This window comes from Oceanithermus desulfurans (assembly GCF_014201675.1).
Taxonomy (GTDB): domain Bacteria; phylum Deinococcota; class Deinococci; order Deinococcales; family Marinithermaceae; genus Oceanithermus; species Oceanithermus desulfurans.
On record NZ_JACHEZ010000001.1, the window covers coordinates 415,984 to 439,565 of the forward strand.

Below are 23,582 nucleotides of genomic sequence, written 5' to 3' on the forward strand. Positions count from 1 at the left end.
CCCTCAGCCCCCGAGCGGCGGCAGCGCCTTGACCCAGTGCACGTAGGAGAGGTGCGCCAGGTAGGCGAGCGCGACGTCGCTGAGCGGGTGGTCGACCTCCAGGCTCATCAGCGCCTCGCCGCCCTTGTGGTCGCGCCCGGAGACGATGCGGGCGATGTTGATCTCGTCGTCGGCGAGCACGCGCGCCACCCGCGCGATCACCCCCGGGGTGTCGACGTGGCGCACCAGCAGCGCCGGGCTCTCGCCGCTCAGGTAGGCGTCAAGGCCGTCCACCCTCCAGATTCGCACCGCCCCGCCGCCGATCGAGCTGCCCAGCACCTCGTGGCGTTCCTCGTCGTTCTCCATGGTGATCCGGACGGTGTTGGGGTGCACGTCGCCGAGCTCTACCGCCTCGAACGCGATCGTCATCCCCGCTTCGGCGGCCCGCTCGAGGGCGTCCTTGAGGCGCGCATCGTCGGGGGCGTAGCCCAGCATCCCGCCGGCCAGCGCCAGGTGGGTGCCGTGTCCCTTGCCGGTCTTGGCGAAGCTGCCGTGCAGGCCGAAGCGCACCTGCTTGGGGGGCGCCTCCATCAGCTGCCGCGCCAGCCAGGCGAGGCGGGCCGCACCCGCGGTGTGGCTGGAAGACGGGCCCACCATCACCGGCCCGATCATGTCGAGGAGTCCCATGGCCCCATTCTAGGGCGAGGGCGGCGTGGCAGAATGGGAGCATGCGACGTCTTTGGATTCTTGGATGGTTGTTCGCCGCGGCCCTGGCCCAGGGCCTCGTCCTTCCCGAGGGGGCCGTGGCCGGCCGCCCGGTCGAGCTCGCCGCCCAGGGGCTCGAGCCCGGGGCCTACCCCATCGAGATCGCCGGGCCCGGCGGCACCGAGGTGGTCACCCTGGTCACCACCGAGAACGGCGGCCGGCTCGCCTGGACGCCGGACGCCCCCGGCCGCTACGTTATAACCCTCTTCGCACCGGGGGCGAAGTACCACGCCGAGCTGGAGGTCGCCCCGCCCCCGCCACCGGTGGCCCTCGAGGCCGAAGGGCTGCGGATCGGGTCGCGCACCTGGCCGCTGCCGCCGGGCGACTGGCTCGCCCCGCTGGAGACGCCCGACGCGGTCTACCTGGCGCAGCGAGGCGCGCCGCTGGTGCTCGCCTTCCCCCGCGGGGGCGAGCGCGGGCCGCTTTTTGCCTTCTACCCCCACCTTCCCGTGGAAGAACTGCGCGAAGGGCCCGCGGTGTCGCTGCAGGGGGGCGGCGTCTGGCCGCTCGCCGGACTGCCCGCTGACCGGCCCTACGCGGGGGACTGGTCCACGCTCGAGCCCCTGCACGTCCTGGCCCAGTTCTGGCGGGACCAGGGCGTCGCCACGCGGCTCCCGGCGGGCCCCGGGGGCTACCGCCCCTACTGGTCCTTCCTGGCCGAGGACCCGGCGCGGCTGGACGAGCGGGACCTCGCCGCCTGGGGGCGCGACCTGCTGCGCCGGGGCCACCGCCCCGAACTCGTCTGGGGCGAGGGGGCGCGGGCCTGGAGCGACCGCTGGCAGGCGGCGGCGCGCCGCGGTGACGAGGCGACCGCGCGCCGACTGACCGAGGCGCTGCTGCGCTACGCGCCGCTGCATCCGGGCGCGGCGGCCTTCTTCGGCGAGATGGCGGACCGCTTCGCGGCCGCCGGCGACCCCGCCGCCGCGCTGCGCCTGCGCACCCTGGCGCGGCAGGCCGAAGCGCAGCTTCCGGTCCTCAGGGCGAACGGGCTCGAGCGGGCGCTGGCCACCCTGGCGCTCGCCTATCTGGCTTTGGTCCTGGTGCTGGGCGTGCGCTACCTGCCCGCGCAGCGCCGCAGCCTCGCCAACTGGGGCGGGGTCTGGGGCAGCTGGGTGCGCAACCCGCTCCGCCGTTTCCGCTACCTGCTCTTCGCGCACGCCGGCTGGGGTGAGCGGCTGCTCGCGGCGCTGCTCTTCTTTGCCGCGGTGGCGGTCCTGTGGCTTTGGGGCGGGGTGCGCGGCTTCGAGGCGGAAACGGCGCGGCCGCCGCTTGACCGCGCCACTCTGGTGGGCGCGAGCTTCGATAACTGGCGCGCGGGGCCGGAGCGGGCGGTGCTGCAGGCCTACGCCGCGCTCCCCGGGGGCGCGGCGGACCCGCGCGCATTCGAGGGGGCGGCGCCGCTCGCCTTCGTCGAGGCGCTGCGCTACCGCCTTACCGGCGACCCGCAGGCGCTGCTTGCGGCCTACCGCGCCGAGGCCGTCTACCCGCCGCTGCACGCGGCTCTGGGTCTGGGAGACGACGCCTGGTCCGAGGTCTACCGCACGGCTGGAGTGGAGCGGCTGGGTACGCCGCGCGCCCGCGACCTTTGCCGGGCCTACCTGATCGGCAGCCTGCGCCAGCTGACCGTCCGCCCCACGCGCAACCTCGAGGCGTTGGGCTGGTCCAGCGGGGCCGCCTGGGCCCTGCTCGTGGCCCTGGCGGCGTGGGCCTTGCTGCACCTTTGGGTCCTGCTCCTGCCGCGCCCCCGGGGCACCGTCCGCGCCGCCGGCACCGTGGCCCGGGCGTTCGAGCTGCTCGTCCCCGGCAGCACCAGCTTCGGCAAGGGCTGGGGGGTGGTGCTGCTGCTCGCGGCCGCCTACGGCGCGGTGCGCTGGATCCTGGGCGATCCGACGGGCGGCGGGCTGTGGTTGGCCGCGGCCTACCTGCCCCACCTCGTGCTTTGGTACGGGGAGGTGCACCGGTGATCGTTCCCGCCCTGATCACGCCCTTCGACGCCGCGGGGCGTCCGGACGCCGGGGCCCTCCAGGCCCTGATCGACCGGCTGACGCCCCAGGTGGACGGCTTCCTGGTGCTGGGCTCCACCGGCGAGGCCGTCACCCTCGCGCCCGACGAACGCGCCGCGCTGCTGCAGCGGCTCGACGTCGGCAAGCCGCTCTGGGTCGGCGTCGGCGACGAATCGCTGGCGCTGGCGCGCCGCCACGCCGAGGCCGCCGTAGCCGGCGGTGCGGAGCGGCTGCTGGCCATGCCGCCGCGGTTCTACGACCGCGCCCTGGACACCCGCGCCTTCCAGGTCTACTTCGAGGGGCTGACCGAGCTGGGCGAGGTCTGGCTCTACCACGTTCCCGTCTTCACCCGGGCGAACTTCCCGGTCGAGGTTGTTGCCGAGCTGGCCCGCCACCCGCGCATCGTCGGCATCAAGGACTCGAGCGGGGAGATGGCGCGGCTCGAGCACTACCGTCGCTTCGCCCCCGGGTTGCGGGTCTTTACCGGCAGCGGCACCACCCTTCCGGCCGCGGTGGCGAGCGGCGCCGAGGGGGCGATCCTGGCCGTGGGCAACCTGGCCCCGCGCCTCTTCGCCCGCGTCTTAGAAGACGCCCGGGCGGGGCGGTTTGGCGCGCGCCTGGCCAGCCTCGCCTACGAGACCGCGGCGCTCTTCGGGCGCGGCGGCGTCACGCTGCTCAAGCAGGCGCTGCGCCACCTGGGGCTGCCCGCAGGCGTCCCGCGCGCCCCGCTGCCCGAGACAAGCCCGCTCTGGCCCGAAGCCGAACGCCTGCTGGCCAGGTTGCAGGAAGAGGGGTGGTTGCTGTGAAGAAGACGTTAGCGTTGCTGGCTGTTCTGGCCCTCGTGCTCGCCGCGTGCGTCCCCGGCGTGAAGAAACCCGAGCCGCCGCAGGCGCGGGTGGAAGGGTTCGACCTGATCAGCGTCGACCCCTTCAGCGGCGAGGCGCGCTTCGCGCTGCGCCTGCGGGTGACGAACCCCAACGCCTTCGAGCTCCCGTTGCTCGAAAGCCGGCTGGCGCTCACCTTCGACCGCGCGCGCCTGCCCTTCGACCTCCCCGCGGTGACGCTGCCGCCGGCAGGGTTCGAGGTGGTGGACACCCGCGTTACCGTGCCGCTCGCCGAGAGCACCGAGGGCGTGGGCAAGCTGCTCCGCGGCGAGGCCGTACGCCTGCGCGTGGACGGCCGGGTTCGCGTGCAGGTGGGCCCGGTTCCCCTCGACCTGGGCCCCTTCACCCTGCTGGACGAGACCGTGCGCGTCGATCTGCGCTTCGCCTGGCCCCGCTTCGAGCTCGATCCCCAGCAGAGCCGCCTCAGCCTTTCCGGCGGCCGGCTCGAAGTCGTCGTGGGCTTCCGGGTCGCCAATCCCAACCCCGTGGGCTTCTACCTGCGCGGGCCGGTGGCCCTGCGGGTGGGCGGCCGCAGCGTGGCCGAAGCGGCGCTCGATATGCCGTTGCGGCCGCGCCAGACCGGCTCCGGTGCGCTGGCCTTCCGCGTCGACCTCGCCCAGGTGCCCGGAGCGGCGACCGCGCTGGTCGCGGGCCTGCCCGTCGAGCTCGCGGGCGCGGTACGCGCCGAGGTGCCCGGGGTGTGGCAGACGCTTCTGGACGTCGCCTTCGGGGGGAGGGTGCGCTAGCGGGTGGGCATCCCCTTCGATCTGCTGGGCCGCGTCTTCGCGCGCTGGGGCCACCGCACCTACCCGAGCTGGGCCTGGCCGCTGCTCGCCCGCGCCCTGGAGGCGTTGCCCCGGGGCGCGCGGGTGCTGGACCTGGGGGGCGGAACCGGGGTCCTCTCCCGCGCCGCGCTGACCGCCCGCGCCGACCTGAAGCCGGTGATCGCCGACCCCGCCCGGGGCATGCTGCGCCACGCCCCGGACCCGGCGGAGGTCGTCGTCGCGCGCGCGGAGGCGCTTCCCTTTGCGGACGCGGAGATGGACGCGGTCCTGGTCGGCGAGGCGCTGCACCACTTCCAGGACCCGGAGGCGGCACTCGCGGAGATCGCCCGCGTGCTCAAGCCGGGCGGCCTCCTCTGGATCTACGAGTTCGACCCGCGTCGCGGCGTCGGTCGCTGGGTCTACTGGGGCGAGCGGCTCCTGGGGGAGCCCGCGCACTTCTTCACGCCGGAGGCGCTGCTCCGTTCGCTGCGGGACCTCGGCTTTGAGGGGGACTACCGGGAGCGGCGGGGCCGCTACGTGCTCACCGCGCGTCTTCGAGGCGAAAGGCGGCGGGCAGCAGCTCGCCCAGCTTGAAGCGACGCTCCTTCCCCGCAGTGTTGCGGCAGACGACGGGGGTGTCCTCGCCGGCGAACTCGGCGAGGATCTGGCGGCAGGCGCCGCAAGGGGTGGCGGGTTCGGCGGAGGTCGAGAGGATAAGGACCTCGCGGATCGCGCGTTCGCCGGCGGCGACCATCGCGCCCACGGCGATCTGCTCGGCGCAGCGCGAGAGCGGGTAGGCGCCGTTCTCGACGTTGACGCCCACGTAGCTGCGGCCGCTCTCGGCGACGACGACGGCGCTCACGGGAAACTTGGAGTAGGGCGCGTAGGCGTGCGCCAGCGCGGTCTGGGCCAGGAGGACGATCTCTTCATGGGTGGGCACGGGGCCTCCTCACTCGGCTTCGCGGGTCGCGGGGGCGACCACGGGCACGGCGCGTACGCGTTCGATCTTGCGTTCGTCGGCCGCCTCGACGACGAAGCGGTAGCCGTCGAAGGTGTGCTCTTCGCCGACCTTGGGGATGTAGCCGAAGGTCTCGTAAAGGTAGCCCGAAAGCGTCTCGTACTCGCCTTCGGGAAGGACCACCCCGAGGGCCTCGGAGACGTCGTCGAGCGGGGTCTGGGCGTCGATGAGGAAGCTGCCGTCGGCCTGCGCCTGGATGGGCTGCTCTTCCTCGACGTCGGTCTCGTCGTAGATCTCCCCGACGATCTCTTCGATGATGTCCTCGAGGGTCACCAGCCCGGCGGTGCCGCCGAACTCGTCCACCACGATGGCCATGTGGACCTTGCGGCGCCGGATCTCGAGCAGCAGGTTCCAGACGGGCATGGACTCGGGGACGAAGAAGGGGTCCTGGGCCAGACTCATGACGGTGAGCTGGTCGAGCAGGTCCGGGGTCTCGAGGTAGTTGAGCAGGTCCTTGGCGTAGGCGATGCCGACGATCTGGTCGATGCTCTCCTGGTAGACCGGGATGCGGGAGTAGCGATGTTCGCGCTCGAGCCGTACGAACTCGCGCAGGCTGGCCGTGTGCTCGATGGCCACGATGTCGACCCGGGGCACCATGATCTCGCGGACCTGGGTCTCCTCGAGCTCGAGGACGTTCTGGATCATGTCCTCCTCGGCCTCTTCGATGGCGCCGCTGGCCTCGGCTCCGGAGAGGATGAGCTTGAGCTCGTCCTCGGTCACGAGCGGTTGCTGGCGCGGCTCGAGCCCGAGGGCGCGCAGGATCAGCGCCGAGATCCAGGTGAAGAAGCGGCCGATGGGGTAGAGCAGCACCGAGAGCCAGTAGATGGGGCGCACGAAGAAGCGGGCGAGCCGGTCGGCGTTGTGCACCGCGATCGACTTGGGGGTGATCTCGCCGAAGAAGAGGATCAGGAAGGTCATCAGCCCTGTCGCGTAGGCCACCCCGGTGGAACCCCAGGCGCGGGTGGCCAGGTCGGTGACCAGGGCGGTGGCGGCGATGTTGACCAGGTTGTTGCCCACCAGGATCGTGGTCAGGAAGCGGGTGATGTCGCGCTGTAGCAGCGCGAAGGGGCTGCCGGCGCCCTCGCGCTCGGCGAGCTCGCGCACCTTCCAGGGCCAGAGGGTGGTGATCGCCGTCTCCGCTGCGGAGAAGAAGCCCGAGAGCGCGAAGAGGACGACGAGCAGGGCGGCGTCCATCCAGGGGTAGGCGAACGCGGCCTCCGTGACCGGGTTTTGGGCAAGGGCGGTTGAGAGCAGCAGGGGGAGGGCCAGCAGGCGGGGGCTACGACTGGGAGGTCGGTCCATAGTGCTTAAGGAATTTTACCATACGTACGCAGTTTTTCGGCGATGGCCGGCAGAAAGAGCCCGGCCCCGATGACGAGGGCGATCAGGCTGGCCACCAGCACCGCCGCCGCCGAGGTGTCCTTGGCGGCCTTGGCCAGCGGGTGCTGGCCGGGGCTGGTGAGGTCCACCACCGCCTCGAGCGCCGTGTTCATCAGCTCGAGCGTCAGCACCACCAGGATCAGGAGCAGCACCGGAACCGGGTCCACGTCCAGTACCCACGCCAGCGCCAGCGCCAGGGCCGCCAGGTAGACCTCGATGCGAAAGTTGCGCTGGCTGCGCCAGGCGTAGGCGAGCCCCTGCCAGGCGAAGCCGAACGAGCGCAGAACCCCTTTCAGAGCTCGAGGATCCTGCGCTGGACGTTCCGGAATCCGCGCCATGCCTCCTCCGTGGTGTGGTCGTGCCCCAGCAGGTGCCAAAGGCCGTGGGCCGCGAGGGTGAGCACCTCTTCCTCGAGGCTCCGCCCCTGTTCGCGGGCCTGGCGCTCCGCGGTGTCGAGGCTGATCCAGATGTCGCCCAGGTGCGGGGGCATGAAGGGGTCGCCGGGTTCGTAGGTCGGGAAGCTGAGCACGTCGGTCGCGGCGTCCTCGCCCCAGTGGGCCTGCTTGAGCCGGCGGATGCGGCGGTCGGAGCAGAGGATGACCGTGACCTCGCGGTCCCCTAGCTCCAGCTCGCCCATCAGGCGCTCCAGGGCCCGGCGCAGCCGCGGCCGCAGCCCTCGCGGCGGGCGTTTCTGCGGGACGACCTCAACCCTCGCCACGGTCTTCGCGTGCGGCTTCGGCCTCGGCCTGCTTCTTCAGTTCAGCCTGCTCGTAGGCCTTGATGATCCGCGCCACCAGCGGGTGGCGGACGACGTCCGACTCCTTGAAGTAGATGAAGCGGATGCCCTCGATGCCCTGGAGGATCTTCTGCGCGGCGAGCAGGCCGCTGTGCTTGCTCGCGGGCAGGTCGATCTGGGTGACGTCGCCGGTGACCACCACCTTGGAGTTGAATCCCATGCGGGTGAGGAACATCTTCATCTGCTCGGCGGTGGCGTTTTGGGCCTCGTCGAGGATGATAAAGGCGTCGTTGAGGGTGCGGCCGCGCATGAAGGCCAGCGGTGCCACCTCGATGATTCCCGAGGCCAGGTACTGGTCGAAGCGCTCGGCGTCGATCATCTCGAAGAGCGCGTCGTAGAGCGGGCGCAGGTAGGGGTCCACCTTGGCCTGGATGTCGCCGGGCAAAAAGCCCAGGCGTTCGCCCGCCTCGACCGCGGGGCGGGTGAGGATGATGCGCTTCACCTTCTTCGCCTTCAGCGCCGCCACGGCCATGGCCACGGCCAGGTAGGTCTTGCCGGTGCCGGCGGGGCCGATGCCGAAGATGATGTCGCTGGTGGCGATCGCCTCGACGTAGCGCGCCTGCCCCGGCGTCTTGGGGCGCAGCCGGCCGGGCAGGCGGAAGCCGCCCAGCCGGGTCTCGGTTTCTTCGGGGAGACGGCGGCCGCGCTCGGCGAGGGCCAGCGTCTGCTCGAGCACGGTCTCGTCGATCTCCGCCCCCTGGCGCAGCAGCGTGAGCAGGTCGCGGAGCACCGCTTCAGCAACGCGGACCTCCTCCTCCTCGCCGCTGATGCGGATCTGCTGGTCACGGGCGACGATTTTGGCGCCCAGCCGCTGGCGCAGCACCTTGAGCCAGCGGTCCCGGCTGCCGAAGAGCGCCATGGCTTCGTCGGGGGAGCGCACGAAGATGCTGGTGCTCGTTTCCGCGCTTTCCCTGGGGGTGTCGTTCGTTTCCATTCGTTACTTTAGCTTAGCAGCTTCCTCCGTTTCGCGCGAACGCGACGGCGCTTCTTGCTGACCGGCTCGCTCAGGATCTCGTGCCAGAGCATGCCGTGCACGATCCCCTTGCGGTGCAGCGGCACCCCGGCGCGCCGGTGGTGCGGGGGGCGTTCGCCCTTCTGCACGAAGGCGGCGCGCTCCTCGGCGGCCATGTCGGTCGCGTCGGTGCGCGCCTCCTCGATGCGGCGGCGCGAGCGCGAGCCGGCCGCGTGTCCCTCGGCGGTCTGCGTCGCGCCCGGTGGGGCTCCCGTCGCCGCGGCGGGGGCGGGAGTGCTGGAAGCGGACGGCCGCGCGCTCTGGGCGGGCTTCGTCTGCGCCGGCGCCGGCTTGGGGCGGGCCGCCTGCGGGGGCGGTTCCTGCTTACCCGGGGCGACCTCGCGCATCATCTCCTCGAGCTCCGGCGGGAGCTCGACCTCGACGAGCGGCTCGCGTGGCTTTAGCAGCCCGCGCAGCGCCGGCCCCACAATGAAGAAGAGCAGGAAGAGGATCCCGAGCAGGTCGTCGATCTTCATCGGCTAGCGTTCGTCCTCTTCGCCAGCGGCCTTGCTGAGCGACTCGCGCATGTCGGTGTCGGCCTCGATGTTCTTGAGGTTGTAGTAGTCCATCACCCCGAGGTTGCCCTTCTTGAGGGCCTCGGCCAGCGCCATCGGCACCGCGGCCTGGGCCTCGACCAGCTTGGCGCGCATCTCTTCCACCTTGGCGCGCATCTCCTGCTCCGCGGCCACGGCCATCGCGCGGCGCTCCTCGGCCTTGGCCTGGGCGATCTTCTTGTCGGCCTCGGCCTGGTCGATCTGCAGCTGCGCCCCGATGTTCTTGCCCACGTCGACGTCGGCGATGTCGACCGAGAGGATCTCGAAGGCGGTGCCCGAGTCGAGCCCCTTTTCCAGCACCGTCTTGGAGATCAGGTCGGGGTTTTCGAGCACGTCCTTATGGCTGGCGGCCGAGCCGATGGTGGTGACGATGCCCTCGCCGACGCGGGCGATGATGGTCTCCTCGCCTGCGCCGCCGACAAGGCGGTCGATGTTGGCGCGCACGGTGATGCGGGCGGTGGCGAGCAGCTGGATCCCGTCCTTGGCCACCGCGGCCACCATCGGGGTCTGGATCACCTTGGGGTTGACCGAGACCTGCACGGCCTCGAGCACGTCGCGGCCCGCCAGGTCGATGGCCGCGGCGCGGTCGAAGGTGAGGTTGATCCCCGCCTTCTGGGCGGCGATGAGGGCGTTGACCACACGGTCGACGTTACCGCCGGCCAGGTAGTGGGACTCGAGCTTGTTGAGCTCCACGGGAATGCCCGCCTTGGTGGCGTTGATCAGCGGATAGATGATCCGCGCCGGCGGGATGCGTCTGAGCCGCATCCCGATCAGCGTGGTCAGCGGTACCCGCACCCCCGAGGCCCAGGCCTGGATCCACAAGCCGACGGGGACGATGGAGAACAAGATGAAAAGTCCGATGAGAACCAGCCCGGCTACGATCAAGAATCCTATGTCCATGCGTTATCCCTCCTCCTTGCGCACGACGACGCGCGCACCTTCCACCAAGATGACCCGAACGGTGGAGCCCTTGGGTACGAACTCCCCGTCGGAGACGACGTCCACTTTGAGCTGCCCGAAGCGGGCCGTGCCCGCCGGCCGCAGGTCGGTGATCGCGGTGCCGATCGCGCCTTCCAGGGCCTGCAGCCGCTCCCGCGGCGGGGCCTGCTCGCCGATCGCGCCCTCGAGGACGAGGGCGTGGGCCGCCCGCGTCCGCGGCAGGTAGCGGAAGACGAGCACCAGGCCGACCGCGCCGGTGACCACCGCGATCGCGCCCACCATCAGCGCCTGGTCCCCGAAGGTGAGGTAGATCGAGGCCCCGATGGCGACGAAGCCGGCGATCCCCGCGACGCCGAAGCCGGGGATGAGGAACATCTCCACCAGCAGCAGCGCGATCCCCGCCAGGAAGAGCGTCACCTCGAGGACCCCGCTCATGCCGGTCAGCACCCCGCCGGCGAAGTAGAGCGCCAGCGCCAGCAGGCCCAGCAGCCCGGGCACGCCGAAACCGGGCGTGAAGAACTCGACGATCAGCCCCAAGAGCCCCAGGGCGAGCAGGATCGGCGCGACGTACATGCTGGTGAGGAAGCGCGCCACCTCGATGCGGGTGGGGACGCTCAGCACCACCGTCTCGGCGGCGAAGCCGGCGCGCTCGAGGGCGTCGCGCAGGCTGGCGGCCTCGAAGTCGGCGACCCCCAGCTCCACGGCCTTGGCGGCCGTAAGGGTCAGGGGTTCGCCCTTGCCGGCCAGCCCCTCGACCTCGATCTCGGGGTCGACCATGGCCTCGGCCAGCTCCACCGGGCGGCCGCGGGCCTCGGCCACGGCCCGGAACTTGCCCTTCAGGGCGCTGATGAACTTGCGGTCGGCGGCGCTGGGCTCGGTGACGGGGGTGACGACGATCGGCAGCGCCGCGCCGATCTCGGACCCCGGCAGCATCGCCACCTGCTCCGCGGAAAGGGCGATCAGCGCGCCGGCGGAGAAGGCGTTCTTGACCACGGCCAGGGTGGGCAGCGGCGCCTGCAGCACCGCGTCGGAGATGCGCATCGCCGCGTCGACGCGGCCGCCCGGGGTGTCGATCCAGAGCACCACGCCCGAGGCCCCCTCGCGTTCGGCGCGCACCAGCGCGTCCTCCACGTAGGCGGCCAGCGGGTTGTCGATCGTGCCCTCGATCTGCACCACGTAGCTGGCCGCCTGGGCCCACCCCGCGAGAAAGATTAGAAAACTAAGGATTAATCTCGGTTTCACCACCCTCAGCCTAACCGATTACGCGCGTTTTCGCTTGCAGTGGATGACCAAGACCGAGGTTTCGGTCCGGTGCAGCACGCCCTCGGTCACCGATCCCAGGATCAGCTTCTCCAGACCGCCGCGTCCGTGGGTGCCCATGACGATCAGGTCGTAGTCCTTGGCGAACTCGACGATCGTCGGCACCGGCTGCCCCTCGTGCATGATCGTGTTGACGGGGACCCCCGCCTCCTCGGCGATCTTCCGCGCCGAGGCCAGCACCTCCTCCGCGGCCTTCTTCAGGTCCTCGTAGAGGTCGGCCTCGTAGGGTATGCCCTCCGGGAGCATGGGCAGGGTCAGCAGCGGGTTTTCGATCACGTAGAGCACGGTGGCCTCGGCCCCGCAGCTCTTGACGAGTTCGAACCCCTCGCGCAGGGCCTGTTCGCTGCACGGCGAACCGTCGGTGGGAAGGAGCACGCGCTTGTACATGGTCCCCTCCTTTTCTTTGCTCTCATTATAACGCGGCTAGCGCGTGCGGTAGCCAATGGACTCGAGCACCCGCCGCCCCGCCCGTTTCTCCTCGGCGCTCGTAAAGCCCAGGCGGATGGCCCCGCCCTCGTCGCGGACGTTGAGCACCTCGATGTCCCGGATGTTGACGCCGGCTTCGCCCAGGGCGCTGGTGATGCGGGCGAGCTCTCCGGGGCGGTCGGGGACGGCGACGACGAGGTCGTGCTGGACCGGCAGCAGACTGCGGCGCACCACCGGCAGGCCGTCGCGCAGCCGTTTGGCTTCCTGCGCCAGCTCGAGCAGCCGCTCCGGGTCGTCGAGCACCGCGACCAGCTCGTCGAGCACCGCCTTGAGGTCGCGCGCGGCCTCGCGCAGGGCGTCGCGGTTGGCCACGACCATGTCGCGGCTCATCCGCGGCGACCCCGAGGCCACCCGGGTCAGGTCGCGGAAGCCGCCCGCCGCCAGGAACATCAGGGTCTCGCGGTTGGGATCGGCGTCCACGATGCGGTTCAGGGCCACGGCGAGGAGGTAGGGGAGGTGGGAGACCCGCGCCACCAGACGGTCGTGCAGCTCCGGGGCGACGAGCAGGGGGTAGGCCCCCAGGGCTTCCACCAGCCGCTCCAGCTGCTTCAGGTCCTCCGCGGCGGTGCGGCGGGAAGGGGCGAGGATCCAGGCCGCGTTCTGCAGCAGACCGGCGTGGGCGTTCTCGACGCCGGCCCGTTCGCTGCCGGCCATCGGGTGGCCGCCCACGAAACGCGGGAGCAGCGGCTCGAGCGCGGCCACGACCGGCGCCTTGACGCTGCCGACGTCGGTCCAGAGGGTGGACGGGGCGGCGTAGCGGGCGACCTCCCGCCCCAGCGCTTCGAGCGCCCCCACGGGGGCGGCGAGGACGCCCAGGTCCAGCTCGGCGATCCAGGGCCCCAGCCGGGTCTCGATGCGGTCGGCCGCGCCCAGGGCGAGGGCGGCCTCCAGTGCCGTGGGGTCGGGGTCGTAGGCCACGACCTCCTCGGCGAGGAAGCGCTCGCGCAGACCCAGGCCGACGCTCCCGCCCAGCAGGCCGGTTCCGAAGATGCCGACGCGCGCGAACACGGCCGTTCTAGGCGGACACCGCCAGCGCCTTGTCCACCGCCGGAAGCAGGCGCCGGACCGCCTGCATCAGGTCGGCGAAGGCTTCCTCGGGGAGCTGCTGGGCGGCGTCGGACTTGGCCTCGCCGGGGTTCGGGTGGGTTTCCACGATGATGCCGTCCGCCCCGGCGGCGATCCCCGCGAGCGCCAGCGGGGTCACGTACTCGCGGGTGCCGGCGGCGTGCGAGGGGTCGATCCAGATCGGCAGGTGGGTCTGCGCCTTGAGCACCGGCACCGCGGAGACGTCGAGGGTGAACCGGGTCGCCTTCTCGAAGGTGCGGATGCCCCGTTCCACCAGCACGAGTTGCGGGTTGCCCTCGCTGAGAACGTACTCGGCGGCCATGAGGAACTCGTCCAGGGTCATGCTCATGCCGCGCTTGAGCAGCACCGGCTTGCCGGAACCGCCGGCGGCCTTGAGGAGGGCGAAGTTCTGGGCGTTGCGGGCGCCGATCTGGAGCACGTCGGCGTACTCGGCGACGAGGTCCACCAGGTCGGGGCTGGTCACCTCGGTGACCACCGGCAGGCCGGTCTCGGCGCGCGCCTCGGCGAGCAGCTCCAGTCCCTCCCGGCCCAGGCCCTGGAAGGCGTAGGGGCTGGTCCGCGGCTTGAACGCGCCGCCGCGCAGCATCTGGGCGCCGTGCCGCTTCACGTAGCGGGCGGCGGCGAGGATCTGCTCCCGCGACTCGACGCCGCAGGGTCCGGCGGCCACCATGAAGTGGCCGTTGCCGGTGCGCCCCGTGGGAAAGTCGAGCACCGTGGGTTCGGGATGCACCTCCCAGCTCGCGAGCTTGTGCGGCTTGGAGATGCGGATGACCTGGTCCACGCCGGGGAGGGCGCGGAAATGCTCCATCAGCTCGGGGGTGGGCGGCGCGCCGATCGCGCCGATCAGCGTGTGGGACTCGCCTTCGGATACGTGCGGGGTGTAGCCTTGACGCTTGATCTCGGCGAGCAGGGCTTCAAAGGTTTCCTGGGAAATGCCGGGCTTGGTAACGATCAGCATGGCGGGGGCTCCTTGGTTTTTCGAGAGGTCTGGGGCTTATGCGCGATCGCAGGCACGACGCGCAACCGATGCCGGGCGGGGATAGCCGGGATAGCCGTCTTCCATGGCCCCACCCCCCTTGCGCTGTGCGTTGCGTGCGGTACGACGCATATGCATAACCTTACATCAAGCCGCCGCCCGGCTGTCAAGCGTCCTGCGGACGCAGGGCGAGGGTGCAGCGGCCGACGGCGACGCGCCGGTCGCGGGCATCGCGCACCTCGATGGCCCAGACCTGGGTGGAGCGGCCGCGGTGCAGCGGTTCGGCGGTGGCGACGATGCGGTCGCCCGGCCGTACCGGCCGCAGGTGGTTCATGTTGATCTCCAGCCCGAAGGCCACCTGCCCCGTGGGCGCGGCGACGGTGGCCCCCACGCTGGCCACGCTCTCGGCTAAGGCCACGTTGACGCCGCCGTGGAGGTAGCCGAAGGGCTGCAGGTGGCGTTCGTCGACGGTAAGCGCGGCGCGCACGCGTTCGGGGCCGACTTCCAGGTACTCGACGCCGAGGGTGCGGTCGAGGCCGGGGCGTTGCAGGAGTTCGGGGTCGAGTGCGGTCACGCCGCCATTCTATGCCAAGATACGGGGGTGGAAACGATCGCCTACCTTCCGGGGTACCTGAGCCCCCCGAGCGGTTTCCGGATGCTGGCCGAACGGCTCGAGGGGTACGCGCACGTCGAGCTCGAACGCCGGCCCACGCCTGCGCAGCAGCTGGAGGCGTGGGCCACCGAGCTGCCCGAGGAGGCGCACCTGGTCGCCTCCTTCGAAGCGGGGCTGGCGGCGGTGCGGCTGGCCAGCGAGAAGCGCGCCCGCAGCCTGACCTGGTTCTCGCCCTACGCCCGCTCGGACGCGGCCCTGAAGGCGCGCGCCCGCGCCCTCGCCTGGGCCCTGGACGCCGGCGGCATCGAGGGGTTCGCCCGTGTGGCGCGGCCCCTCTTCTTCGGCAGTCTGATGCTCGAGCGCGGTGAGGAGCTGATCGCAGCCTGGCGGGAGGGGCTCGCGCCCGCAGGGGTCGCCGCCTGGGCGCGCTCCCTGGTGGAGCTGGGCGACGAGCGCCGCTGGCTGCGCACCCTGCAGCAGCTGCCGGTCATGAGCGTGGTGGGCGCGGAGGACGCCTTCGCCCCCATGCGCTACGCCCACGAGGTGACCGAGTGGGTGCCCGAGCTGAAGGGCATCCTCGTCACCCTCGACGGAGCGGGCCACTTCAGCTTCTGGGAGAACCCGCGCGAGGCCACGAGCGTGGCCCGCGGTTTCATCGAGCGCTACCGCGAGTTCGTGGAGGGTCCGGCGGAATGGCAGGCGGAGGAGGAAGACGAAGCACCGCCGCTGCTGCGTTTCGATCCGGAGGCGCCCCGCTGAGATGCCCTACCTGAACGTCTACGGCACCAACGTGGTCTACGACCGCTGGGGCGAGGGCCCCGACACGGTGCTGATCGCCTACAGCGCGGACGACTGGCGCGGCTGCCGGCTGCCGGAGGGCCGCCGCTACCTCGCGGCCGACCTGCCGGGGCACGGCCGCACCCAAGGTCCCGAAGGGCTGAGCGAGGACGAGCTCGCCGAACACCTGGTGACGCTGCTGGTGCTGCTGCACCTTACCGACGCCGAGTTGTGGGTGCATCCGCGCGCCAAGGGGTTGGGCCTCTACCTCTCGGAGCGGTTGGGGCTCTCGGTGACGCCCGCGCCCGCCTGCTCCGACGCCTCCTTCTCCTGAGCCAGCCGCTCCATCAGCTCCTGGGAGGCGTAGGCGGGTCCCACCAGGATCAGCCGGTCGTCGGCCTCGAGCCTCGTGTGCCCGCGGGGGATGACGACCTTGTCGGCCTTTTCGCGCATGACCGAGATGACGAGCACGTCCGGGGGAAGGTCGAGCTCGAAGATCCGCCGCCCCACCCAGGGGTGGTTGGGCTCGAGCTCGAGCGTAAACATGACCTCTTCGCCCTCGGGATCGAGCACCACCGGCTGGCCCGTCTCCAGCAGGCGGGCCACGTCGGGCAGGGGGACGTCGCTGGGGATGGCGAGGCCGCGCTCCTTGAGGTTGACCAGCGCCGCCCGCATGTACTCGTGCGCGTGCACCGGGCTGTCGATGCGTTCGGGCACCTGCGAGCGGTAGAGGGTTTCGTCGGGCCTGAGCACCAGGTAGGCCAGGAAGCTCGAGAGCATGAGCGGGACGAGCAGCCCGTAGGAGCCGGTCATCTCGGTCACCATCACGATGGAAGATAGCGGCGTCTTGGCGGCGGCGGCGAAGAAGGCGGCCATCCCCACCAGGGCAAAGTGCACCGGCTCGACGCCGAAGGTGGGGAAGAGCTGCGCGAAAACCTGACCGACCGCGCCGCCCAGCGCGGCGCCGATGATGACGCTGGGACCGAAGACGCCCCCCGAGCCCCCGGAGCCGATGGAGAAGGAGGTGGCCAGCATCTTACCGAGGGCGATGAGGAGCAGCACCCCCCAGGTGAACCGGTTCATGAAGATCATCTGCAGCCAGCCGTAGCCGCCGTCGAGCACGTAGGGGAGCGCGATGCCCATCAGCCCCACGGCCAGACCGCCCACCGCGGGCTTGAGCAACCGGGCGACGGGCCAGCGTCCGAAGACCTCGGCGGTCCCGTAGAACAGCCGGATGAAGAGCCAGGCGCCGGCGGCGCTGATGAGCGAGAGCAGCGCGTAGAGCGGCAGCAGCTGGGGGTGCGCGAAGTAGTCGCTGGGGGTGATGAAGAGCGACCCGAAGCCGTAGTAGTAGCCGACGATCGAGTAAGCCGTCACCGCCGAGACGATCGCGGGCACCAGCACGTCGGTCTCGTAGTCGAGCTTGCGGTAGAGCACCTCGGTGACGAAGAGCGCCCCGCCCAGGGGAGCGTGGAAGATGGCGCCGATCCCGCCGGCGGCCCCCGACATCACCAGCATGCGGCGTTCGCCGTCGCTCAGCCGCAGCACGCTCGCCAGCACCGAGCCGAAGCCGGCCCCGATCTGGGCGATGGGGCCCTCACGGCCGCCCGAACCGCCGGATCCGATCGTCAGCGCCGAGGCCAGCGTCTTGATGACCGGCACCCGGCCGCGGATGCTGCCGCCCGCATGGTGGTACGCCTTCAGGACCGCGTCGGTGCCGTGACCCTCGGCCTCAGGCGCGAACGTGAAAACCAGCCAGCCGGCCACCAGTCCCCCCAGGGTGGTGGCCACCGGAATCAGCCAGCGCCCCCAGGGCGCCAGCGATTCGACGAGCGTGCCCCCTTCGCGCGGCAGCCCCGGCGGCTGGTAGCCGGCGAGCTTGAGGAGAAACACCTCCTTGGCCCCGTCGAGCAGGAGGTTGAAGACGATGGCGCCGAGGCCGCTGACCACGCCCACCAAGAGGCTGAGGAGGAGCATGCGACCGGTCTTGCCGAGCCTGGGGGCAGCGATGCGAGCGCGCACGTCCCTCATCCTAAGGCAGCGGCCGCCGGGCTGTGTAGTAGGCTTGTCCCCATGGAATGGGAAGAAATGGCGGACGCGGCCCGCGCCCGCGGGTTGACCCTCGAGCGGCTCGAAGGCGCGGGGTGGAGCGATCAGGCGGTCTGGGAGTTTGCGCTGCTGGTGGTCCGCGAACTGACGCTGCGCGGGCTGCTGCCCGCGCACGCGGCGGCCGACCGGCCCGACTGCTTCGCCGAGCGCGGCGCTTGACCGCGCCGTCGGGATACCCTACCATCGTATCCTGGAGGTAGGCCGTTATGAGAAAATGGATCGTTTTACTGGTACTGGCTATGGGCTCGGCCCTCGCGGCCGGAAACTTCTCGGTGGCGGGCTCGGCGGGCTACGCCGGCAGCGTCTTCGGCGGCGTCGAAGCCAGCTGGGACTGCATCCTCTTCCAGCCCAAGAAGGGCGCGCTGCGCCCCACGCTGGACCTGGGCTACGGTGCCGGGGGCTTCCAGGCCGCCTTCGCCATGCGCCACATGTTCGACGTGGCTGAGGGCGTCAAGGTGGGCGGCGGCGTGGGCGTCCGCTACCAGGGCGGCGTGCAGGCCTACCTGCGCGGCGACGTGGAGTACGACCTCGCCGACCTGGTGAACCTGCCCCTCTTCGTGGGCGGCGACCTGGGCTACGCCTACGGCTTCGCCGGCGCGCCCAGCGCGGTCGTGGCCCAGTTCAAGGCCGGCTACCGCTTCTAAACGTCCTCGTCCCCAACCCCGGAGGCCTCGCCTTCGGGGTTCTTTTTCATGATCTCCCGCAACACCGCCGTGGCGTAGGCGCCCTTGGGGAGGAAGAAGGCGAGCCAGAGCCCTTCGGGGCGCACCTCCAAGCGGGCTTCCTCCAGGGGGAAGCGCAGGGGCCTGCGCGCGCCCTTGCGGGCCCGGAAGTCCTCGCGCGCGAGCTCGTAGCGCGCCAGGATCTCGTCCTCGAGGGCCCGGGCCTCGTTCGTGGCCTCGAAGTACTTGCGCCCGTGGAGCGGTCCGGTGGCGCTGATCTCAAGCGTTGCCGCGCGGGGGTTTTCGGCCTCCGGATCCTCGACCCGGAACTCGCCGCGGGTGGCGTGCTTCTTGGCGATGTCGCCGCGGAGCACCCGATCGTAGAGACCGCGCTCGAGCCGCAGCGCCAGCCAGTCGTTGAAGAGCAGGCTCTGCAGCGAGCCGATCAGGAACTTCTTGAGCCAGGGACGGCCGCGGCCCTTGCCCTGCTTGACGAGGCGGTAGCCGCGCACCGGGTTCTGACCGCCGAGGCCGAAGCGCTGCGGCCCGAAGTAGTTGGGCACGCCGAACCGGAGGAGCCGATCCAGCACCGCGCGGGCCGAAACATCCGACCCGGGAAGAACGTCACGAATTAGGATCTCGAAACGGTTGCCGCGCAGGTGGCCCACACCCAGCTTGTTGGTGTGGGCGCCGGTCTCGAGGATGCGCACCCCCGCAAGCGCCTCCAGCTCGGCCAGGCGCGGTTCGTAGCGGCGCGGCAGGCTGATCCACTGCCGGGTAACGGCGTGCTTGTCCTTGAGGCCGGCCACCCCGATCGTCTTCTCGGGTACGCCCAGGGAGGCGATCAGGTGGTCCACGAGCTCGCGGGTGGTGAGCCCGCGTTTCTCCACGAAGAGGTAGAGGTGCTCGCCCTCGCCGCTGGGGAGGTAGGCGGGCAGTTCGGTGACGGAGAAGTCCTCGGGTTGCGCCCTTATCTGTCCCCCGGTCCCCGGCAGGTCCTGGGTCAGGTAGGGGTAACGGTCGAAGTCGAAGACGAGGCGTTCGGGCTCCACCGCCCCAGCCTACACGGGCGGTAGCATAGGAGCGTGAACGAGCTGGAGCGGCGGTTCCGCGCCCGCCTTGAGGCGCTCTGCCCCGGTGAGGAGCCGGTGGTGGCCGCGGTGAGCGGCGGCGGCGACTCGGTGGCGCTCTTGCACCTGCTGGCGGGGGTCGGCCGCCCGGTGGTGGTCGCCCACCTCGACCACGCGCTGCGCTCCGATTCGGCGGAGGACGCCCGCTTCGTTTGCGAACTGGCCGGGCGGCTGGGGTTCCCCTGCGAGCTGCGCCGGGTGGAGGTGCGCGCGGTGGCGCAGCGGAAACGGCAGAACCTGGAGGCGGCGGCGCGCGAGCTGCGCTACGCCTTTCTGGCCGAGGTGGCTCGGAAGCACGGGGCTGCCTGCGTGCTGACCGCCCATACCCTGGAGGACAACGCTGAGACCGTGCTCCTGCAGCTGTTCCGGGGGGCGGGCCGCGCCCTGGGCATCCGGGCCCGGCAGGGCCGGGTGGTGCGTCCGCTGCTCGAGGTCGCGCGCGCCGAGCTTCGCGCGTTCCTGAAGGCCCGTGGCGCGGACTGGCTCGAAGACCCCAGCAACGAACGGGTCTGCCTCGACCGCAACTACCTGCGCCACGAGGTCTGGCCGCGGGTCACCGCGCGGTTCCCCCGCGCGGGCGAGGCGCTCTTGCGGTATGCCGAAAGCCAGCAGGCGGACGACGCCGCGCTCGATCCGCTCGCGCGGGCGCGGATCGTGCCCGACCGCCGCTTCGAACCGGTTTTTGCGTTGCGCACGGCCCCGTTGTTGCGTGCATCCGCAGCGCTCAGGCGCCGCGCGCTGCGCTGGGTGCTCGAGCGCCAGGGGTTGCGCCCCGAGCGGCGCTACCTGGAGCTGGCCGAACGGGCGCTGGCGGGTGCGAGCGTCAGCCTGAGCTCCTTCGTGCTCCGGCCTTCGGCGGGGGGCGTGGTCTGGGCGCCCCGGCGCCCCGAGCTGCTGGCCGCCGCGAACCCGCCGCCCGGGCTTGCGCTGCGGACGGCGCAGCCCGGCGACCGGGTGCGGGCGGGGAAGATCCGCAAGCGGCTCGTCGACTTCCTGGCCGAGCGCGGCGTACCCCCCGAGCTTCGCCGGGTGTGGCCGGTGGCCGAGCGGGAGGGGGAGGTCGTCTGGGTCTGGCGGTTCTTGCCCGAAGACGAGGACCGGCGCTGGATGCGCCGCGCGCTTGAGCTGGCTCGCGAGGCCTCCAGTAGGGGAGAGGTCCCGATCGGGGCCGTGCTGGTGCGGGGTGGTGAGGTTCTGGGCGAATCGGCTAACGCCGTAGAGGCCTGCGCCGACGCCACCGCACACGCCGAGCTGCTGGCGTTGCGCGCGGCACAGGAGCGCGCAGGGGAGAAGGTGCTGCCCGGAGCGACGCTCTACGTGACGCTCGAGCCCTGCCCCATGTGCATGGGGGCGCTGATCGAAGCGCAGGTAGGGCGCCTCGTCTGGGCGACTGAGAACCCCAAGGCCGGAGCGGTGACCCGCTACGGTATGGACGTTCCCCTGGAGCTCGAGGGTGGACGCCTGGCGCGCGAAAGTGCTATGCTCCTTAAGGGTTTTTTCGCGGATCTTCGCGAGCCCAAAACCTAGTCTGGAGGGGTGCCGGAGTGGTTGAACGGGCCGGTCTCGAAAACCGGTGTGTCCGTCAGGGCACCGCGGGTTCGAATCCCGCCCCCTCCGCCAAAAACCGCCGACCGAGTCGGCGGTATTTCTCGTACCGACGAGGCTTCCTGTGCTTACCGTATTCCCTGAAACGCGCCAATCATCCCACCCGCGCCCAACCCAGCTCATCCAACTCCACCCGCCGGGGCAGGTCATCCGGGCTTACCTTCTCCACGCGGATGCGGACGGGCTGCGCCACGGCCACTCAGGTCAGAGCAGAACCACCTCGTTACCGAGGAAGCACAATCTTGCCACCGCCCGGGGCGAAGAACGCCGCAGCCGCGGCCCGCTCCCGCAACCCGGTGTCGCACCAACCGGGCCGACGGGAAAACGCCCTATAGCCCAAGCCCCGGCGCCAGTAAAACCGGCGCGGCTACCGCGAAGCGAACCAAGGCGTGTTTCATAGTCGCTCGCCTACTCGTTACGGCTTACCCTGGCGATTCGATGACTCTTTCGTAGCTTTGATCCACGTCCCCATGCTTTCTTCAGTGATGAAGGGGGACTGATAATCAAACGAGCACATGGGCACTCCATCGTTCCCAATAAACTCGCCCCCGATCGCCTCGCAGTTCTGCCGGGAAAGCTCCTTGGGGTACTGCACCAGGTAGAGGTAGCGCCCGCCTCGGGAATCACGTGGAGCCAGTAGACGTAGTACCGCTGGCCGTCAAGCTCTACGATCTTCGACTCGGCCCCGTAGCTGCAGGCCCACCGCAGCTTTCCAAACGTTCCTCGCCCCTCGAAGTCGTCCCAGAAGCAGACGGCGGTGTAGTAGTCGCCGAACAGGTTGGGCTCTTCCACGAACCCCTCGGCCTTGAATCGCACGGCCAGCGGCCGCCCCTTGAAAAGCCCCGGGTAGGGCCGCTGGCTGTAGTCGGCGTCGGGAAGGCTGATCCTGACCCCCTTGATGACCGTCACCCCTTCGGTGATCGGCCCCGGAGCGTCCTCGGGTGTTACCTTCTCAATGCGTATCCTTATGGGTTCTTCGACGGTGCCCGGAGCCACGGAGACGAAGACCTCGTTACCCGGCAGGCCGACCCCGCCGCCGGAAGGGGGGATGACGGCATTGCCGTGGAGGCATTCGCCGTTCTGTGCCATTCCAAAAAGAAAGCCGATCGAGCCTTGCTCCCACAACGCGAACACTAGCAGAAGCAGCATAAGACTGCGGTATCTGCCCAGTCTTAGGCACGTGCTGTACTTTAGCCAGCGCATGTTCCAGGTTCTAGTTGCATATTTCATACTCGGTCTGCCCCGGAACTATGGGTTGGTATGGTTGAGAAGGCGAATAGTCGTTCTTGCAGCATTTTCCTGTTGCTGCGCTGCATTTAAATTCTGTCTCCAGCAACCCAGAATCAGTAGGTCCGGAGCCAAGTTTGTCCAGTAAGAAGCCTTTTTCATATAAGGCTTTAGGAACCTGAAGATGCAAGTTCCCATCCTCATCTAGCTGCACAGGTAAATTGAGCGGGCCATCGAGGATAACATACGTATCAGGTTCATTAGCCGATGCGCAGGTTGGGACGTTCACCGTACCCCCACGGCTCAAGCCAGCCTTGTCCCGGAGTTCAGGGCATAATTTTATCGTGATGTCCACGGTGTCACTATCTTCATAGTGGTTTAAGACACTTCCCACAGCATTGTGGTCCACGCCTACGCCATCCCAGCTGGTCCCACTCCTGCTTGCCAGGTTCGACGTCCCTGTGTACTCGCCAGTCGTGGCACAAACGTCAAACATACCTCCACCCGCAACCGAAGTGTAGCGCTCGCTGCCGACGAGCATATAGGGCGAGCTCATCATCCGGTATTCGTCTTGTGTTTGAGCATCGGGCGGGCATGCGAAGGCCAGACTGGTGATCAGGGCAAGCGTATCGTCGTTAGCGTCGTAGATGCTGGTGTTATGGTCGATGTTCATGTCTCCGCATTTAATGACCGGCAGGCTTTCTAGAAAGCCCACGCCTTGAGGGAGGACGCCGCCTCTTCGATCCAGCGAGTAAGGATATCCACCCTGGCCTTGGTACATGATGCTGTTCTGGTACTCCAGGGCAGCTTGACGCAGATCAGCCCCGTGAAAAGGATCTGCGGGGGTACGCAAGTGGTCGTTGGTTAGAATCGTTTTCCGCCATGTTCCGTCTTTTCCTTTGATCCACACCGAAGTCAGGAGAATGCCCGAATCCTCGTCGTTCTCATCGCCGATAACTACCTGCCCGTTCTCCCAGCGGAAGGACACATAGCGCGTCAAGAACGGATCGTTCTTGTCCACGAATTGAACCATGTCGGTATTTACTACGATGCATTCGTAAGCCTTGCATACGTAGTCCCAATGATCGCGCCAGTTAGCGCCGAAGGCTAGGCGGAGCGCCCGCTCCATGTAATTGGTGCGGGGTTCGCGACCGCTGCAGAAATGCTGATTTGGCGCGTCAATCTTCTCACTCCTGCAATAATAGCTCTCGACCATCATCTCCTGGAACATATAGATATGTGCGCGTTGCGTTTTCAGTAAGTCTTTCCACAAGTATTCCCATTTCTCTGGAACGCGCGGGTCAAACTTCCAATAATGATCGGTTGGCAGACGCCGGTCTCCCAGGTTAACGCTCACGACCCTCAGGCCATCGTCGTTGCCCAGCGTGCGTACGCGCAAAGAACCCTTCCGCTCCGATGACTCATCCGAAGCTTTGATCCACGTCCCCATGCTTTCTTGCGCCCAGTAAGGAGAACGATAATCAAACGAGCACATGG

Annotated in this window: 26 protein-coding genes and 1 tRNA gene; 10 read left to right on the forward strand and 17 right to left on the reverse strand. The window is 69.7% G+C overall.

Annotated features, from left to right (window positions below; all coding sequences use genetic code 11):
- Positions 1 to 3: 3 nt before the first annotated feature.
- Positions 4 to 666: an L-serine ammonia-lyase, iron-sulfur-dependent subunit beta gene (gene sdaAB, locus HNQ05_RS02210; protein ID WP_183677525.1), complete on the reverse strand. Its 663-nt coding sequence runs from the start codon at positions 664 to 666 to the stop codon at positions 4 to 6.
- Positions 667 to 707: 41 nt separating this feature from the next.
- Between sdaAB and HNQ05_RS02215 the strand changes: the two genes are divergently transcribed.
- The 4 genes from HNQ05_RS02215 to HNQ05_RS02230 are packed head-to-tail and all read left to right on the forward strand — an operon-like array spanning position 708 to position 4,989.
- Positions 708 to 2,708 carry a hypothetical protein gene (locus HNQ05_RS02215; RefSeq protein WP_147148235.1) on the forward strand — a complete coding sequence of 667 codons (2,001 nt, stop codon included), beginning with the start codon at positions 708 to 710 and terminating at the stop codon, positions 2,706 to 2,708.
- Positions 2,705 to 3,553, forward strand: a complete 849-nt coding sequence (locus HNQ05_RS02220; protein ID WP_147148237.1) for a dihydrodipicolinate synthase family protein — start codon at positions 2,705 to 2,707, stop codon at positions 3,551 to 3,553. Before HNQ05_RS02215 ends, HNQ05_RS02220 begins: the two co-directional genes overlap by 4 nt.
- Positions 3,550 to 4,377, forward strand: coding sequence for an LEA/WHy family protein (locus HNQ05_RS02225; protein ID WP_183677527.1), 828 nt, complete (start codon positions 3,550 to 3,552; stop codon positions 4,375 to 4,377). Before HNQ05_RS02220 ends, HNQ05_RS02225 begins: the two co-directional genes overlap by 4 nt.
- 3 nt (positions 4,378 to 4,380) lie before the next feature.
- Positions 4,381 to 4,989, forward strand: a complete 609-nt coding sequence (locus tag HNQ05_RS02230; protein WP_147148240.1) for a class I SAM-dependent methyltransferase — start codon at positions 4,381 to 4,383, stop codon at positions 4,987 to 4,989.
- Here the strand turns inward: HNQ05_RS02230 and cdd are convergent.
- The 12 genes from cdd to HNQ05_RS02290 all read right to left on the reverse strand — a co-directional run bounded on the left by cdd (position 4,937) and on the right by HNQ05_RS02290 (position 14,536).
- Positions 4,937 to 5,335: a cytidine deaminase gene (gene cdd, locus HNQ05_RS02235; RefSeq protein WP_147148242.1), complete on the reverse strand. Its 399-nt coding sequence runs from the start codon at positions 5,333 to 5,335 to the stop codon at positions 4,937 to 4,939. The two genes, HNQ05_RS02230 and cdd, sit on opposite strands and share 53 nt — an antisense overlap.
- A 9-nt stretch (positions 5,336 to 5,344) precedes the next feature.
- Complete coding sequence (locus HNQ05_RS02240) at positions 5,345 to 6,715, reverse strand: hemolysin family protein (RefSeq protein WP_147148243.1); 1,371 nt, start codon at positions 6,713 to 6,715, stop codon at positions 5,345 to 5,347.
- Between the two features lie 5 nt (positions 6,716 to 6,720).
- Positions 6,721 to 7,131 carry a diacylglycerol kinase gene (locus HNQ05_RS02245; protein ID WP_147148245.1) on the reverse strand — a complete coding sequence of 137 codons (411 nt, stop codon included), beginning with the start codon at positions 7,129 to 7,131 and terminating at the stop codon, positions 6,721 to 6,723.
- Positions 7,086 to 7,511, reverse strand: a complete 426-nt coding sequence (gene ybeY / locus HNQ05_RS02250; RefSeq protein WP_147148247.1) for an rRNA maturation RNase YbeY — start codon at positions 7,509 to 7,511, stop codon at positions 7,086 to 7,088. The genes HNQ05_RS02245 and ybeY overlap by 46 nt, the downstream gene beginning before the upstream one ends.
- Positions 7,498 to 8,523: a PhoH family protein gene (locus tag HNQ05_RS02255; protein ID WP_371862336.1), complete on the reverse strand. Its 1,026-nt coding sequence runs from the start codon at positions 8,521 to 8,523 to the stop codon at positions 7,498 to 7,500. Before HNQ05_RS02255 ends, ybeY begins: the two co-directional genes overlap by 14 nt.
- Before the next feature lie 8 nt (positions 8,524 to 8,531).
- Positions 8,532 to 9,077, reverse strand: coding sequence for a hypothetical protein (locus tag HNQ05_RS02260; RefSeq protein ID WP_147148249.1), 546 nt, complete (start codon positions 9,075 to 9,077; stop codon positions 8,532 to 8,534).
- Between the two features lie 3 nt (positions 9,078 to 9,080).
- Positions 9,081 to 10,055: a flotillin-like protein FloA gene (gene floA, locus HNQ05_RS02265; RefSeq protein ID WP_147148251.1), complete on the reverse strand. Its 975-nt coding sequence runs from the start codon at positions 10,053 to 10,055 to the stop codon at positions 9,081 to 9,083.
- 3 nt (positions 10,056 to 10,058) lie between these two features.
- Positions 10,059 to 11,339, reverse strand: a complete 1,281-nt coding sequence (locus HNQ05_RS02270) for an NfeD family protein (protein WP_147148253.1) — start codon at positions 11,337 to 11,339, stop codon at positions 10,059 to 10,061.
- A gap of 15 nt (positions 11,340 to 11,354) precedes the next feature.
- Positions 11,355 to 11,801 (reverse strand): universal stress protein, encoded by a 447-nt coding sequence (locus HNQ05_RS02275; RefSeq protein WP_147148254.1) that lies wholly within the window; start codon positions 11,799 to 11,801, stop codon positions 11,355 to 11,357.
- Positions 11,802 to 11,837: 36 nt separating this feature from the next.
- Entirely contained in the window at positions 11,838 to 12,908 is a 1,071-nt protein-coding gene (locus HNQ05_RS02280) for a prephenate dehydrogenase/arogenate dehydrogenase family protein (protein ID WP_147148256.1), read from the reverse strand.
- 7 nt (positions 12,909 to 12,915) lie between these two features.
- Complete coding sequence (gene aroF / locus HNQ05_RS02285; protein ID WP_147148258.1) at positions 12,916 to 13,944, reverse strand: 3-deoxy-7-phosphoheptulonate synthase; 1,029 nt, start codon at positions 13,942 to 13,944, stop codon at positions 12,916 to 12,918.
- Between the two features lie 184 nt (positions 13,945 to 14,128).
- The gene (locus HNQ05_RS02290) at positions 14,129 to 14,536 is read right to left on the reverse strand and encodes a PaaI family thioesterase (protein ID WP_147148260.1); all 408 of its coding nucleotides are present in this window, start codon (positions 14,534 to 14,536) and stop codon (positions 14,129 to 14,131) included.
- Between the two features lie 27 nt (positions 14,537 to 14,563).
- On the opposite strand from HNQ05_RS02290, the gene HNQ05_RS02295 reads away from it, so the two are divergent.
- Both HNQ05_RS02295 and HNQ05_RS02300 read left to right on the forward strand, forming a co-directional pair.
- Positions 14,564 to 15,334 carry an alpha/beta fold hydrolase gene (locus HNQ05_RS02295; RefSeq protein ID WP_183677531.1) on the forward strand — a complete coding sequence of 257 codons (771 nt, stop codon included), beginning with the start codon at positions 14,564 to 14,566 and terminating at the stop codon, positions 15,332 to 15,334.
- 1 nt (position 15,335) lies between these two features.
- Positions 15,336 to 15,686 (forward strand): alpha/beta fold hydrolase, encoded by a 351-nt coding sequence (locus tag HNQ05_RS02300; RefSeq protein ID WP_147148262.1) that lies wholly within the window; start codon positions 15,336 to 15,338, stop codon positions 15,684 to 15,686.
- Here HNQ05_RS02300 and HNQ05_RS02305 read toward each other — a convergent pair.
- Complete coding sequence (locus HNQ05_RS02305) at positions 15,617 to 17,383, reverse strand: chloride channel protein (protein WP_147148264.1); 1,767 nt, start codon at positions 17,381 to 17,383, stop codon at positions 15,617 to 15,619. The two genes, HNQ05_RS02300 and HNQ05_RS02305, sit on opposite strands and share 70 nt — an antisense overlap.
- 42 nt (positions 17,384 to 17,425) lie before the next feature.
- On the opposite strand from HNQ05_RS02305, the gene HNQ05_RS02310 reads away from it, so the two are divergent.
- Together HNQ05_RS02310 and HNQ05_RS02315 are read left to right on the forward strand one after the other, a co-directional pair.
- Positions 17,426 to 17,620 carry a hypothetical protein gene (locus HNQ05_RS02310; protein ID WP_147148266.1) on the forward strand — a complete coding sequence of 65 codons (195 nt, stop codon included), beginning with the start codon at positions 17,426 to 17,428 and terminating at the stop codon, positions 17,618 to 17,620.
- A gap of 47 nt (positions 17,621 to 17,667) precedes the next feature.
- Positions 17,668 to 18,105 carry a hypothetical protein gene (locus HNQ05_RS02315; protein ID WP_147148268.1) on the forward strand — a complete coding sequence of 146 codons (438 nt, stop codon included), beginning with the start codon at positions 17,668 to 17,670 and terminating at the stop codon, positions 18,103 to 18,105.
- On the opposite strand, the gene truD is transcribed toward HNQ05_RS02315, so the two are convergent.
- Positions 18,102 to 19,175 (reverse strand): tRNA pseudouridine(13) synthase TruD, encoded by a 1,074-nt coding sequence (gene truD, locus HNQ05_RS02320; protein WP_147148270.1) that lies wholly within the window; start codon positions 19,173 to 19,175, stop codon positions 18,102 to 18,104. The two genes, HNQ05_RS02315 and truD, sit on opposite strands and share 4 nt — an antisense overlap.
- A 33-nt stretch (positions 19,176 to 19,208) precedes the next feature.
- On the opposite strand from truD, the gene tilS reads away from it, so the two are divergent.
- Both tilS and HNQ05_RS02330 read left to right on the forward strand, forming a co-directional pair.
- A complete protein-coding gene (gene tilS, locus HNQ05_RS02325) occupies positions 19,209 to 20,780 on the forward strand; it encodes a tRNA lysidine(34) synthetase TilS (RefSeq protein ID WP_147148272.1) in 1,572 nt (523 codons plus the stop codon).
- Positions 20,781 to 20,783: 3 nt separating this feature from the next.
- A tRNA-Ser gene (locus HNQ05_RS02330) sits at positions 20,784 to 20,873 on the forward strand.
- A 393-nt stretch (positions 20,874 to 21,266) separates the two neighbouring features.
- Here HNQ05_RS02330 and HNQ05_RS02335 read toward each other — a convergent pair.
- Together HNQ05_RS02335 and HNQ05_RS02340 are read right to left on the reverse strand one after the other, a co-directional pair.
- Positions 21,267 to 22,061, reverse strand: coding sequence for a hypothetical protein (locus tag HNQ05_RS02335; protein WP_183677533.1), 795 nt, complete (start codon positions 22,059 to 22,061; stop codon positions 21,267 to 21,269).
- Between the two features lie 10 nt (positions 22,062 to 22,071).
- A partial coding sequence (locus HNQ05_RS02340; RefSeq protein WP_221266625.1) for a hypothetical protein occupies positions 22,072 to 23,582 on the reverse strand: 1,511 nt, incomplete at its 5' end.

What these genes read in the sequence shown, in the direction of transcription:
- sdaAB (WP_183677525.1), bottom strand. Translation starts at nt 666, where the DNA reads ATGGGACTCCTCGACATGATCGGGCCGGTGATGGTGGGCCCGTCTTCC.
- HNQ05_RS02215 (WP_147148235.1), top strand. Translation starts at nt 708, where the DNA reads ATGCGACGTCTTTGGATTCTTGGATGGTTGTTCGCCGCGGCCCTGGCC.
- HNQ05_RS02240 (WP_147148243.1), bottom strand. Translation starts at nt 6,715, where the DNA reads ATGGACCGACCTCCCAGTCGTAGCCCCCGCCTGCTGGCCCTCCCCCTG.
- HNQ05_RS02245 (WP_147148245.1), bottom strand. Translation starts at nt 7,131, where the DNA reads ATGGCGCGGATTCCGGAACGTCCAGCGCAGGATCCTCGAGCTCTGAAA.
- HNQ05_RS02255 (WP_371862336.1), bottom strand. Translation starts at nt 8,523, where the DNA reads ATGGAAACGAACGACACCCCCAGGGAAAGCGCGGAAACGAGCACCAGC.
- HNQ05_RS02260 (WP_147148249.1), bottom strand. Translation starts at nt 9,077, where the DNA reads ATGAAGATCGACGACCTGCTCGGGATCCTCTTCCTGCTCTTCTTCATT.
- floA (WP_147148251.1), bottom strand. Translation starts at nt 10,055, where the DNA reads ATGGACATAGGATTCTTGATCGTAGCCGGGCTGGTTCTCATCGGACTT.
- HNQ05_RS02275 (WP_147148254.1), bottom strand. Translation starts at nt 11,801, where the DNA reads ATGTACAAGCGCGTGCTCCTTCCCACCGACGGTTCGCCGTGCAGCGAA.
- aroF (WP_147148258.1), bottom strand. Translation starts at nt 13,944, where the DNA reads ATGCTGATCGTTACCAAGCCCGGCATTTCCCAGGAAACCTTTGAAGCC.
- HNQ05_RS02300 (WP_147148262.1), top strand. Translation starts at nt 15,336, where the DNA reads ATGCCCTACCTGAACGTCTACGGCACCAACGTGGTCTACGACCGCTGG.
- HNQ05_RS02305 (WP_147148264.1), bottom strand. Translation starts at nt 17,383, where the DNA reads ATGAGGGACGTGCGCGCTCGCATCGCTGCCCCCAGGCTCGGCAAGACC.
- HNQ05_RS02310 (WP_147148266.1), top strand. Translation starts at nt 17,426, where the DNA reads ATGGAATGGGAAGAAATGGCGGACGCGGCCCGCGCCCGCGGGTTGACC.
- HNQ05_RS02315 (WP_147148268.1), top strand. Translation starts at nt 17,668, where the DNA reads ATGAGAAAATGGATCGTTTTACTGGTACTGGCTATGGGCTCGGCCCTC.
- HNQ05_RS02335 (WP_183677533.1), bottom strand. Translation starts at nt 22,061, where the DNA reads ATGCGCTGGCTAAAGTACAGCACGTGCCTAAGACTGGGCAGATACCGC.